The 12,524-nt window shown below is 67.9% G+C and carries 13 protein-coding genes; 3 read left to right on the top strand and 10 right to left on the bottom strand.

Features of this window, described 5'->3' with window-relative positions; translation table 11 throughout:
- The first annotated feature begins 84 nt into the window (after window positions 1-84).
- The gene (locus WT53_RS03260) at window positions 85-1,305 is read left to right on the top strand and encodes a CaiB/BaiF CoA-transferase family protein (protein WP_059837161.1); all 1,221 of its coding nucleotides are present in this window, start codon (window positions 85-87) and stop codon (window positions 1,303-1,305) included.
- Window positions 1,306-1,393: 88 nt separating this feature from the next.
- Here the strand turns inward: WT53_RS03260 and WT53_RS03265 are convergent, their stop codons facing one another.
- The gene (locus WT53_RS03265) at window positions 1,394-1,942 is read right to left on the bottom strand and encodes an alpha/beta hydrolase (RefSeq protein ID WP_060258482.1); all 549 of its coding nucleotides are present in this window, start codon (window positions 1,940-1,942) and stop codon (window positions 1,394-1,396) included.
- 188 nt (window positions 1,943-2,130) lie between these two features.
- Window positions 2,131-2,340, bottom strand: a complete 210-nt coding sequence (locus WT53_RS03270) for an ornithine acetyltransferase (protein WP_006497729.1) — start codon at window positions 2,338-2,340, stop codon at window positions 2,131-2,133.
- Window positions 2,341-2,594: 254 nt separating this feature from the next.
- Between WT53_RS03270 and WT53_RS03275 the strand changes: the two genes are divergently transcribed.
- On the top strand, window positions 2,595-4,304 hold the full coding sequence (locus WT53_RS03275) for a glutamine--tRNA ligase/YqeY domain fusion protein (RefSeq protein ID WP_034207046.1): 1,710 nt from the start codon (window positions 2,595-2,597) through the stop codon (window positions 4,302-4,304).
- 138 nt (window positions 4,305-4,442) lie between these two features.
- Here WT53_RS03275 and WT53_RS03280 read toward each other — a convergent pair whose 3' ends face one another.
- The 3 genes from WT53_RS03280 to WT53_RS03290 form a co-directional block, all read right to left on the bottom strand.
- Window positions 4,443-4,913 (bottom strand): NUDIX hydrolase, encoded by a 471-nt coding sequence (locus WT53_RS03280; RefSeq protein ID WP_034207045.1) that lies wholly within the window; start codon window positions 4,911-4,913, stop codon window positions 4,443-4,445.
- A gap of 11 nt (window positions 4,914-4,924) precedes the next feature.
- On the bottom strand, window positions 4,925-5,311 hold the full coding sequence (locus WT53_RS03285; protein WP_060258485.1) for a hypothetical protein: 387 nt from the start codon (window positions 5,309-5,311) through the stop codon (window positions 4,925-4,927).
- Between the two features lie 125 nt (window positions 5,312-5,436).
- Complete coding sequence (locus tag WT53_RS03290; RefSeq protein ID WP_059780227.1) at window positions 5,437-6,786, bottom strand: cytochrome-c peroxidase; 1,350 nt, start codon at window positions 6,784-6,786, stop codon at window positions 5,437-5,439.
- Window positions 6,787-7,009: 223 nt separating this feature from the next.
- On the opposite strand from WT53_RS03290, the gene WT53_RS03295 reads away from it, so the two are divergent.
- A complete protein-coding gene (locus tag WT53_RS03295; protein ID WP_034207042.1) occupies window positions 7,010-8,596 on the top strand; it encodes an acid phosphatase in 1,587 nt (528 codons plus the stop codon).
- 108 nt (window positions 8,597-8,704) lie between these two features.
- Here the strand turns inward: WT53_RS03295 and WT53_RS03300 are convergent, their stop codons facing one another.
- The 5 genes from WT53_RS03300 to WT53_RS03320 form a co-directional block, all read right to left on the bottom strand.
- Window positions 8,705-10,249 (bottom strand): alginate export family protein, encoded by a 1,545-nt coding sequence (locus tag WT53_RS03300; RefSeq protein ID WP_060258488.1) that lies wholly within the window; start codon window positions 10,247-10,249, stop codon window positions 8,705-8,707.
- Complete coding sequence (locus tag WT53_RS03305) at window positions 10,246-10,944, bottom strand: YoaK family protein (RefSeq protein WP_060258491.1); 699 nt, start codon at window positions 10,942-10,944, stop codon at window positions 10,246-10,248. Before WT53_RS03305 ends, WT53_RS03300 begins: the two co-directional genes overlap by 4 nt.
- A complete protein-coding gene (locus WT53_RS03310; RefSeq protein WP_060258497.1) occupies window positions 10,941-11,855 on the bottom strand; it encodes a VOC family protein in 915 nt (304 codons plus the stop codon). The genes WT53_RS03305 and WT53_RS03310 overlap by 4 nt, the downstream gene beginning before the upstream one ends.
- A 26-nt stretch (window positions 11,856-11,881) precedes the next feature.
- Window positions 11,882-12,334, bottom strand: a complete 453-nt coding sequence (locus WT53_RS03315; RefSeq protein WP_060258494.1) for a DoxX family protein — start codon at window positions 12,332-12,334, stop codon at window positions 11,882-11,884.
- 1 nt (window position 12,335) lies between these two features.
- The coding region (locus WT53_RS03320; protein WP_156447850.1) for a hypothetical protein at window positions 12,336-12,524 on the bottom strand (189 nt) is incomplete at its 5' end.

Genomic DNA, 12,524 nt, shown 5'->3' on the forward strand with positions numbered 1-12,524 from the left:
CGGCCGATTCGCCTTAAGATGCTCGGCATGCCAATCGGCCGTGCCCGGCAAGGCAGGCCAGCCATGAAAGGAGACGTTTCGACGATGGGTGCCCTGAGCCATATCCGCGTGCTGGACCTCACCCGCGTGCTCGCGGGCCCGTGGTGCGCGCAGACCCTTGCCGATTTCGGCGCGGACGTGATCAAGGTCGAGCGCCCGGGCGCCGGCGACGACACGCGCCACTGGGGCCCGCCGTACCTGAAGGACGCGGACGGCGCGGATACCGCCGAGGCCGCGTACTACCTCGCGGCGAATCGCAACAAGCGCTCGGTGACGATCGACATCGCGACGCCGGAGGGCCAGCAGATCGTGCGCGAGCTCGCCGCGCAAAGCGACGTCGTGCTCGAGAACTACAAGGTCGGCCAGCTGAAGAAATACGGGCTCGACTACGACGCGCTGCGCGCGGTGAAGCCCGATCTCGTCTATTGCTCGGTCACCGGCTTCGGCCAGACTGGCCCGTATGCGCATCGCGCGGGCTACGATTTCATCGTGCAGGGCATCGGCGGCTTCATGAGCATCACCGGCGAACGCGACGGCGAGCCGGGCGGCGGCCCGCAGAAGGCCGGCGTCGCGATCGCCGATCTCGCGACCGGCCTCTATTCGACGATCGCCGTGCTCGCCGCGCTCGCGCACCGCGACCGCACGGGCGAAGGTCAGTACATCGACATGGCACTGCTCGACGTGCAGGTCGCGCTGCTCGCGAACATGAACACCAACTTCCTCGCGAGCGGCAAGCCGCCGGTGCGCTGGGGCAACGCGCATCCGAACATCGTGCCGTACCAGACGTTCCAGACGCGCGACGGCTGGATCATCGTCGCGGTCGGCAACGACGGGCAGTTCCGCAAGTTCGTCGAGGCCGGCGGGCGGCCCGAGCTGGCCGACGACGAGCGCTTCGCGACGAATCCGTCGCGCGTGCGCCATCGCGACACGCTGGTGCCGATCCTCGCGGAGATGGTGAAGGCGCGCGACAAGGCCGACTGGATCGGCGCGCTCGAAGCGGCCGGCGTGCCGTGCGGGCCGATCAACGATCTCGACGAGGTGTTCGACAACGAGCAGGTGGTCGCGCGCGGGATGCAGGTGTCGCTGCCGCACCCGTGCGGCGCGGAGGTAAAGCTCGTGCGCAACCCGATCCGGATGAGCGCGACGCCGCCCGACGCGCGCACGGCCCCGCCGCTGCTCGGCGCGCAGACGGACGACGTGCTGCGCGACATGCTCGGCTACGACGACGAGCGGATCGCGGCGTTGAAGGCGAAACAGGCGATCTGACGCGGTTCGGGTGACGGCGTCGCGGCGGCGCACCGGATGACGACGATCGGATCAGACGGCCGTGACTCGCGCACGACGAGCAGACGCACTAACGTGCGAGCGCATCGAGCCAGCCGCGCGCTTGCGGCCAGTCGCCGAGCCCGCTGTCGGCGTTGATGTGGCCGCGCGGGCCGAGCTCGTGGAACGTGCTGCCCCACGCGTTCGCGCAGCCGCGCGCGAAGGCGAGCGAACCGTACGGATCGTCGCTGCTTGCGACGACGCAGGTCGGAAACGGCAACCGTTCGTGCGGCACCGGGCCGAAGCCGTGCGTGTCGGCCGGAAACGCCGGCCCGGCGGGATCGGGCAGCGCGACCAGCAGCGCGCCGCGCACTTTCGCGAGCGCGGCCGGCCGCGCGTAGCGGGTCGCCCACCATGCGGCGGTCAGCGTGCCGAGACTGTGGCCGGCGATCAGCACCGGCCCGCGCGCGGCTTCGACCGCCCGGTCGAGCGCGAGACACCAGCCGTTGCGGAATGCCCGCTCCCAGTCGGGCATCGCGACGCGCACGAAACGCGCGTCGGCGCGCTCCCAGCGGCTTTGCCAGTGGAACGGGCCGGAGTTGCCGTAGCCCGGCAGCACCAATACGAGGGGGTCGCTCATGAAAGGATTCGTCGACGAATGAAGTCGTTATGTGGCGTCGACGAAGTGTCGCACACCCGTTCCTCCCTGATGTTGCCTGTCGAAAAACGGAAGGGGTGTGCGGGCGGGCCGTTACGCGTACGGAACGGCATCACGCCCGGCCGGCGAGCGCGCGAGCCGGCGGCGAGGCCCGCACGCGCCGGCGTGAATCAGCGTACGCCGGCGCCGACCAGGCCGCCTGCCGCCGCCCCGGCGACCGTGCCGACCGGCCCGCCCGTGATCAGGTAGCCGAGCGCGCCGCCTGCGGCCGCGCCGATACCGGCATTGCGCTGCGTATGCGTCATCGCGCATGCGCCGAGTTGCGACAGGGCCGCGACGATCACCGCGGTACGAACGAGAAAAGTGGTCTTCTTCATCATGATTATTGGCGTCCTCCCGCCACGCAAAAATCGCGAATGGCGGCATTGAATCGGTAACGCCATCATAGGAAAAGCCGAATGGCACCGGCAATCCGATTTACGTCGTGTTACAGCCGACACACACTCGATATATTGCGGTACGCATCGCGAACGCGCGTCGCCCGACCGGCAGGCCGCGCGGGACGGACCCCGGTCAGGTAGAATTACAGGATTAAACCGGCGCGACGCGCCGACACAACCCTGACGCCAACCGCATGAGCACCGAACGCAACGACGCCCCCGCGGCTTCCAATTTCATCCGCAACATCATCGACGACGACAACCGCACCGGCAAATGGGGCGGCCGCGTCGAGACGCGCTTCCCGCCCGAGCCGAACGGCTATCTGCACATCGGTCACGCGAAGAGCATCTGCCTGAACTTCAGCGTCGCGCGCGACTACGGCGGCGTGTGCCACCTGCGCTTCGACGACACGAACCCGGAAAAGGAAAGCGTCGAATACGTCGACTCGATCGTCGACGCGGTGCGCTGGCTCGGCTTCGACTGGCGCAAGGACGCGGTCGATCATCAGTATTTCGCGAGCGACTACTACGACAAACTGTACGAATTCGCCGAGCTGCTCATCCAGCGCGGCAAGGCGTACGTCGACAGCCAGAGCGCCGACGAAATGCGCGCGAACCGCGGCTCGCTGACCGAAGGCGGCAAGCCGTCGCCGTTCCGCGACCGCTCGCCCGAGGAAAACCTCGACCTGTTCCGCCGCATGAAAGCCGGCGAGTTCAAGGAAGGCGAGCACGTGCTGCGCGCGAAGATCGACATGGCTTCGCCGAACATGAACATGCGCGACCCGGTGATCTACCGGATCCGCTACGCGCACCACTACCGCACCGGCGACGCATGGTGCGTGTATCCGATGTACGACTACACGCACTGCATCTCGGATGCGCTCGAAGGCATCACGCATTCGCTGTGCACGCTCGAGTTCGAGGATCACCGCCCGCTGTACGACTGGGTGTTGAACGAACTCGCGGAAGCCGGCGTGTTCACGCGCCCGCTGCCGCAGCAGATCGAATTCTCGCGGCTGAACCTCACGTACGCGATCACCAGCAAACGCAAGCTGCTGCAGCTCGTCACCGAAGGCCACGTCGACGGCTGGGACGACCCGCGCATGCCGACGATCGTCGGCATTCGCCGCCGCGGTTTCACGCCGGAGAGCATCCGCCTGTTCTGCGAGCGGATCGGCGTGACGAAGATCGATTCGTGGATCGACATGAGCATCTTCGAAGGCGCGCTGCGCGACGACCTCGACGAAAAAGCCGCGCGTACGGTCGCGGTGCTCGATCCGCTGAAGCTCGTGATCGACAACTATCCGGAAGACCTCGAGGAAGCCTGCACGGCGCCCGTGCATCCGCATCATCCGGACCGCGGCGTGCGCACGTTCCCGATCTCGCGCGAACTGTGGATCGAGCGCGAGGATTTCGTCGAGAATCCGCCGAAGGGCTATTTCCGCCTGTTCCCGGGCAACAAGGTGCGCCTGCGCTACGGCTACGTGATCGAATGCACGGGCTTCGACAAGGACGCCGACGGCAACGTGACGGCCGTGCACTGCAACTACTTCCCGGACAGCAAGTCGGGCACCGAAGGCGCGAACACGTACAAGGTCAAGGGCAACATCCACTGGGTCAGCGCGAAGCACGCGCAGCCGGCCGAAGTGCGGATCTACGATCGCCTGTTCAAGGAACCGCATCCGGACGCAGGCGGCGCGAACTTCCTCGACGCGCTGAACCCCGATTCGAAGAAGATCGTGCAGGCGTACCTCGAGCCGGGCAACGGCGACGTCGCGCCGGAAACGCGCCTGCAGTTCGAGCGCCACGGCTACTTCGTTGCAGACCGTGTCGATTCGAAGCCGGGCAAGCCGGTGTTCAACCGGATCGTCGGGCTGCGCGACAGCTGGGGCAAGCCGGCCTGACGGCCCTGCTCCGCGCAGCGAGCGTGCGGCTTCGCAAGCCGCCGCTGCCTGCCCATGAAAAAAACCGGCCTTGGAGCCGGTTTTTTCATGGGCGTGCGCCGAACGGCGGCGGGCGGCAGCACAAGCCGCGGCGCCCGTTCACGCGCCGGACAAGCGCCGATGCAGCTCCGCCAGCGGCAGCTTCGTGCGAAACAACCGCGCGAGACTGCGGCTCGCATAGGTGTCGATGTCGCCCGGCACGGTCCAGCGGTACGCATCCATCTCGGGGATCATCGAGCCGTCGCGGCGGCTCGGAAACAGCGACGTACACGTGCAGCGCTCGGGATCGATCTCGCCTTCGGCCACCTGCACCGCGAACAGGTGCAGATCCTTGTCGTGCCGGTATGCGAAGCGGCCGAGATCGAGCAACCGTGCCGGCGCGAACTCGATGCCGGTTTCTTCCAGCAGTTCGCGCAGCGCGGCATCGGCCGGCGTCTCGCCTGGTTCGCCCTGCCCCTTCGGAATATCCCAGTGCGTGGTATCCGTCGCGTGCGCGAGAAACACGCGGCCGGCCGCATCGAGAATCACGACGCCGCACGACACCGTGCGCGGCGCGCCGCCCCGCTTCATCACGCGCGTGCTCAGCGCTTCTGCAACTGCCACTTGCCCGCGGCCGTCTTGCAGTAGACGGGCTTGAGCGTCATCGTCTGGCCCTTCGCGGTGATTTCGGTCGCGACTTCGCGGCAGGTCTTGCCGTCCGTCTCGGTCGTGGTCGGCGTGAGCTTCGCGTCGATCTGCGTGCCGCGGCCGCTGCTCTGCCACGTCGTGGTTTCGCCGTCCTTGCCTTCGTCGCGCGCCTGCACGACCGCCTTCGTGAGCGACGCGCGGTCGGCCTTGCTGAAATAGCTGATCGGCGTGTCGTTCAGGAAGTTCAGGTTGTTCTGCGCATGGGCGGGCAGCATCGCGGCTGCGCACGCGGCGCCGGCCAGCACGCGCGTGACGACGGAAAGGGATGCACGCATCGACATGTTTTTTCTCCTTGGATGTTCGATCGAACGGCGCGGCGCATGCCGGCGAACCGGGAACCGGCCCTCCGGCACGCGCCACGCCCGTCAGCGAGCGAGCATAGCATGCGTGCTGCAATGAACGCCTTCTAGGGCTTGGCCGGCGCGGCCGTTTGCTGATATCCGTCAGTCAGCGTGCCGAGGAACGCGATCACGTCCTTGATCTCGGCCGCGTTCAGCGCCGGCTGCTCGCCGCGCTTGCGGTCGAACGGCGGCTCGCGGTTGATGTTCGGCCAGTAGCGCTTCGGCAAATCGTCGTAGATCTGCACCTTGCCGTGCACGACCGGGTAGAACTTCTCCGGATGGATGTCGCGTTCGACGTAGAAGCGCATCACCTCCTCGAGCGAGTGATACACGCCGTTGTGGAAGAACGTCTTGCGCAGCGCGACGTTGCGCAGCGACGGCGTGCGGAACAATCCGCAGAATTCGTCGCGGCCCTTCAGGTCGGTGCGTTCGGGGCCGCATGCGCCGAGATCGTAAAAGCGCGGGTCGCGATTGACGGGCAGCGCGCGGTTGCGCGGCACCGCGATCGCGATCAGCCCGAAATCGCTGAACTGCGGCGGGCCGCCTTCGAGCGTGCGCTGGCTGACGTGGCAGCTCGCGCAGTTGCCCTTCTTCTCGTCGTTGAACAACTGCAGCCCGTGCAACTCGGCGGGCGTGAGCTTTGCGCGGCCGGCCAGATACGCGTCGTATTTGCTCGTGTACGGATCGAACAGCGCCGGCTGCTGCTGGAATGCGTCGAGCGCGCGCAGCACCGCATCGAACGTCGCCTGGTCGTCGCCGAGAACCTGGTCGCCGAACGCCTTGCGGAACGCGTCGGCATACGGTGCCGCGCGAACCGCCTTCGCGACCCGCGCGGGCGAACTGCTCATCTCGAACGGCGACGTGAGCGGAATGCGCGCCTGCGCATCGCGCGTATCGACGCGACCGTCCCAGGTCAACCCGCCGGTCGGGCCCGCGTCGATGCTTTCGTCGCCTTCGTCCGGCGAATCGTGGAAGTGCTCGCTGAACGGCGGGATGCCGCGCAGGTACTTCAGCGACGGTACCGCGCGAAAGCCGGTACGGTGCATGTCGTCGCCGCCGAGCTGCACCGACAGCGCGTTCGGCGGCCCGAACGCATGCTCGGCGCTATGGCACGACGCGCAAGCGAGCTTGCCCGAGCCGGACAGCGACGGATCGAAGAACAGCTGCTTGCCGAGTGCCGTCATCTGCTTCACGCCCTCGAACACCTGCGCGCGCGTCTGCGGCTGGCCGGCCGGCGCGACCGCCGGAACGGCCGGAGCGGCCTGGGCCGCCGGGACGACGGACGCGGCCGACGCATTCGTGCCGGGCCGTGCGTCGCAACCGGCGAGCGCCGCGAGCGTGCCGGCCACCGCGAGCGCCGCCGCGGCGGGGATCAGCGATCGCGCGGACGCGAAGGATTTCAGAAGGGTGTGCATCGTCGTTGTTCTAGTAGCGGTGGGCAATCGGCCGGAGCTTATGTCAGTTCCGTGACCGTTGAATGACGTTCGACCGACAGTCAATTGAAAGCGCCCCTACACCCGGCTGTCAAATCGGTTCCAGATAATGCGCGCAGCCGGGCGATACCGCGAGGTTCGTGCGCCGGCCCTCCCGCCACCCGGTTCCCACACGCGACCAACGACGAATGAGAGAGAACATCGCATGAAGAAGCACGCCTGGATTCGCTATACGCCGATCGCCCTTGCGGCAGCGCTCAGCCTGACCGCCTGCGGCGGCGACGACGTCACGCAGCAGGGCCTGTCGGCCGTCAAGAACGTCGTCGTGATCTACGCTGAAAACCGCAGCTTCGACAACCTGTACGGCAATTTCCCGGGCGCGAACGGTCTGCAGAACGTGACGGCCGCGAACTCGGTGCAGAAGGATCGCGACGGCTCGACGATGGCGACGCTGCCGAAGATCTGGGGCGGCCTGACCGCGACCGGCATCACGCCGGCGGTGACCGAGGCGATGACGGCGAACCTGCCGAACGCGCCGTTCGCGATCGACGATCCGAAAGGCTTCAACCAGTCGATGAGCATCGCGACGCGCGACATCGTGCATCGCTTCTACCAGGACCAGATGCAGATCAACGGCGGCAAGAACGACATGTACGCCGCCTGGACCGACGCAGGCGGCCTGACGATGGGCCACTACACGGCCGATCCGTCGAAGCTGCCGCTGTGGAAGATCGCGCAGCAGTACGTGCTCGCGGACAACTTCTTCATGGGCGCGTTCGGCGGGTCGTTCCTGAACCACCAGTACCTGATCTGCGCGTGCGCACCGTACTACCCGAACGCCGACAAGAGCCCGGCGGCCGGCAAGATCGCCGTGCTGAACGCCGACGGCAAGTCGCTGAAGGTGGCCACGAACTCGCCGGCTTCCGCGCTGAGCGGCCCGCCGAAGTTCGTCAACGACGGCGCGCTAACGCCCGACTTCTACGGCGTCAACACGATGCAGCCGGCGTATCAGCCGAGCGGCAACAAGGCAGCCACGGGCGGCGACCCGCTGCTCGCCGATCCGGCCAATCCGTCGACGATGCCGCCGCAGACGGCGACCAACATCGGCGACCTGCTGACCAATGCGGGCGTGTCGTGGGCGTGGTATGGCGGCGCATGGGGCCAGGCGCTGCAGGCGAGCCAGAACGGCACGTCGAACGTGATCTACGGCGCCGACCTGTCGACGCCGAACTTCCAGCCGCACCACCAGCCGTTCAACTACTTCGCGAACCAGGCGCCGGGCACCGCGAGCCGCGCGCAGCACCTGCTCGACGGCGGCGCGAACGGCGCCGAGTTCATCAAGGCGATCGATGCGGGCACGCTGCCGCAAGTCGCGTTCTACAAACCGCAAGGCAACCTGAACGAGCACCCGGGCTACACGGACGTCACCTCCGGCGACCAGCACATCGCCGACGTGATCGCGCACCTGCAGGCCAGCCCGCAGTGGAAGAACATGGTCGTGGTCGTCACGTACGACGAAAACGGCGGCTTCTGGGATCACGCCACGCCGCCGAATGCCGACCGCTGGGGCCCGGGCACCCGCATTCCGGCGCTGATCGTGTCGCCGTACGCGAAGAAGGGTTTCGTGGACCACACGCAGTACGACACGGGTTCGATCCTGCGCTTCATCACGCGCCGCTTCTCGCTGCCGCGCCTCGCGGGCCTGCAGCAGCGCGACGACGCGCTGAAGGCGAACGGTGCGCAGCCGATGGGCGACCTGACGAACGCGCTCACGCTGTCGCCGAACCTGTAATCGCCTCGCGATCGCGAACGGGCCGGGCACGCCGCCGGCTCGCTCGAACGGAGAGCGGCCCCTCGGGGCCGCTCTTTTTTCATGGGCGCACGATGCCGCGCGGCGGCATCACCATCCGTACTTCAGCTCGACGCCGACGTAGTCGGCGTTGTGGCCGCCCGCCTGCCGGATCGCGTCGCCGACCTGGAAATGCACGGCCTCGACCGCGCCGATCAGGTTCGCCGCGATCGTCCAGTCCGCGCGCAGTTGCACGTACATGCCCGTCCACGACCCGCCCTTGCCCGCCGTGCCCGGCACCGGGACGTTCGGCTGCTGATAGACGGCATCGCCCGTCGTCTCGCGCCACTGGAAACCCAGCGCGCCGAGCAGCGACAGGCTCGGCGACGGCTTCAGCGTCACGGACGGCTTCACGTGAATCAGGTTCGCGTAACTCGTATAACCGGCCAGCGTGAAGTAATAGCCGTTCGGAAACAGCGGATTGAAGGTGCCGACGCGGCCGTCGTGCGGATGCCGGTCGCCCGATGCCGCGTCGACCTGCAGCGCGATGCGCGGCGACCACGGCGCGTCGAGCTTGTAGCCCGCAATCGAACCGACGGCCCACGCGCCGATCGTCGCGTTGCCGACCGTGCCGGTCTGCAGCATCGTTTCGAGATCCCAGTCGAAGCGGCCCTGCGTGCCCGTGTAGCGCACGTCCCACACGTCGCGATGCTCGGGGCCGCTCGCATCGAGGAAGTGCGCGCCGCGGCGGTTGTAGCGCGACCAGTAGCCCGACAGATCGCCAGGCCCGACCGACTGCCGCTCGACGCGTACGCCGCTGAACGTGAGATCGCGATTCGACACGTCGTCGAAATCGGACGCGTTGCGGTTCTGCACCGGCTGCGTCGCATAGCCGATGAAGCGCCACTTTCCGTATTCGTAATCGGCCCAGACCGCGTCGAACGCGAGCCGCATGTTCGGGCCGTCGCGCGCGGCGATGAAGCGCTGCAGGTCGAACGCCATCTCCTGACGGCCGACGCGGAACTTGACCGTGCCGCCGCCGAGCGCCCCCGTGTAGGTCGCGAACGCCTGTTCGAGATCGAGCGGGTTCCGGTCGACCGGCGACACCGTGTTCTTGCCGAACGCGCGCGCGTCCTGCAATTGCGCGAAGAACTGCCAGTGCCGGCCGAGGTGCGCATCGGCGTGCACTTCGACGCGCTGGATCAGGTACGTATCCGATTGCGCGGAGCCGATGCCGAACAGCGGCGCGTCGTTGGTCTCCAGACGCTCACGCAGGTTCACGCCGAGCGACAGGTAGGAAGCCTGATCGTTGCCGAGCGGGATGTATTTCAATCCGTCGAGCGGCGCATGCGGCACGCAGGGATTCGCGAGCACCGACCAGTCTTCCTGCCAGCGGTTGAATAGCACCGTCGGCCGCTTGGCGGTGCACGTCGATGCGGCGGCGGCTGCCGACGTCGACGCCGGCGCCGAAGCCGATGACGCGCTCGACGCCGGCGTCGGTTCTTGCGTCGAAGCCGGCGTGATGATCGGGGACGACGCGGCTGCCGTTTCCGCGAACGCAGCGTCGGTCCCCGCGAACAGCAGTCCCGCGACGACCGACACGCGCGCGGCCCGCGCGAAGCGGGGGCCGCAGCGTCCCCTCCGCCGTTCGCTCATGCGCGCGCCTGCGGGGTTGCATCGGCCGCTTGCGCCGCGCGCAGCGCCAGCGTCGCGAGCGCGCCGACGGGAACCAGCAGCGCCAGGAATCCGACGTAGCGGAACCCGAGCGCACCGCCCGCCGCGCCGAGCGCGAACGCGACGATCGCCGGCAGCATCTTCGCGAAGCGTGCGCGCGCGGCGGCGCGCACGCTGTCCGCCGTGCCGGGCGACAGCATGTCGACGGCATCCAGGATCGCCTGCGTGACGTTGCCGGTCATCACCGTATTCGGCACGCCGCCCGCGCGGGCGATCACGCGCGGATGCGCGTTCTGCACGCCCATCGCGAACGTGCCCACGATGCCGGCCACCAGCGCGGCGACGCTGTCGGGCTGCGTGACGGGCGTCGCCCACACGCCTGCCGCGCAGAAGCCGAGCAGCAGCACGGCCTGCACCGCATGCAGCACGCGCGTGCCCTGCCATGCGGGCCGCGCGGACATCGACCGCGCGATCAGGCTCGCCGCGATCACGCCGCACACGAACGCCGGAAACACGCTGAGCTTCAGCACGACGCCCTGGCCGAAGCCCGCGATGCCCGCACCGATCAGCACGAAGTTGCCGGTCACGTGCGCGGTGAACAGCCCGAACAGCGCGACGAAGCTCAGCGTGTCGACGAAGCCGGCCACTGCGGCAAGGATCGTGTCCTCGTGCTTCATCGCGCCGCGCTCGCGTGGATTTCGGCGACGTAGCCGCCCGGGAACTGCACGAGCGCCGCATCGCGGCCGCCCGACTCGAACGGCGGCACGAGCACGGTCACACCTGCGGCCTGCGCCTGCTTCAGCGTCGCGGTGAGATCGGACACTTCGTAGCCGGTCATCTCGCGGCCGAACGGGTAAGGCAGATGGCCGTCCGTCACCAGCACGGTCATCTTGCCGAAGCCCGATTCGACGCGAATGCGGCGGTAGGTATCGTCCGGCCGGCCGATCTCGATGCCCGGCGCCTTCGGGTCGTCGGACACCACCTTGCCTTTCGAGAACTTGACGAAGTCGTGCACGAACTTGCGCACGCTTTGCGGCGAGACGTACACGCGGTTTTCGGGGATGGTCTGCAGCGCGTCGTAATGCGGCGCCTGCGTGTGCCAGTACAGCTGCATGTTCACGCCGCCCGCCCACGTGACGATCGCGTCGCGGCCGATCGGATCGACAAACGTGTCGACGATCACGTCGGCGCCGTGCTCGCGAGCCGACTTCACGGCGACGTCCATGTCGGTCACGAGATAGCCGGTGCGCTCCGCGCAGAACGGATACGGGATCGGCGTCTTGAAGCCGAACACCGAGATCGTGCCGACCGGCGTCAGCACGAGCTGCGACATCGTCTGGCTCGGCGTCGGCGTGACCTGGAACACGCCCTGCTTCGACTTCTTGCCGCCGAACGTCGCGACGAAGCTGTCGGTGAAGCGGTCGAAGTCTTCGGGTGCGACGCACACGTGGGTCGTGTCGTACTGCGGGCCGACCGCCACCGTCGGCACTGCGGCGGGCGGCGTCGGCGGTTTCGCGAACGTCGCGGGCGCAACGGCGAGGCCGCCCGCGAGCATCGCGGCGAGCAGCACGGAACGAAGGGATTTCATCATGGGATGTCCTGGTTGTTGCATCGTCATCGAATGGAACGGCCATCATCGGCCGATTGCCGTGCATCGTCGAGCACGGTCGCGAGCACGAGTGCCGCGATCAGCCCGAGATGCTCGAAAAAGCTGTTGAGCGCCATGAAGTGCTCGGCGCCCGAACGGTTCCAGAAATCGTTCGCCACGCACATCGCGACCAGCGTCAGCATGCCGAGGCTGCCGGCGCCGAGCCACGTGAAGCGGCGAAACACCACGCACAGCGAGCCGACGACCTCGACGGCGATCGCGAGCGCCGCCCACAGCGCGGCCGGCTGCAGGCCGAAATGCGCCTGTTCCGCGACCGCGCCGTCGAAATCGAGCGCCTTCGCGACGCCGCCGAGCAAATAGGCGGACACCAGCGCGAGGCGCGCGAGCGGCAAGACCCACGGCTGCGACAGCAGCACGCGGATCCACGCGGGGGTGTCGTAAGCGGTGCGCGTCGCCATGTCAGACCGCCCAGCACGAACAGCCGAACGCGCCCCAGAAGCCCTTCGCGTCGGACGTCGGCAACGCGCTTGCCCATGCGCTCGCGTGCGCATGCTGGTGAACGGTGCATGCATTCGCGCAGCCGCACATCGCGGCGGCCGCCGCGCGCTGCAACGGCGCGCCGTTGCGCTGCGTCGCGCCCCAGCCGCC

The organism is Burkholderia sp. MSMB2157WGS, from assembly GCF_001532755.1.
Lineage (GTDB): Bacteria > Pseudomonadota > Gammaproteobacteria > Burkholderiales > Burkholderiaceae > Burkholderia.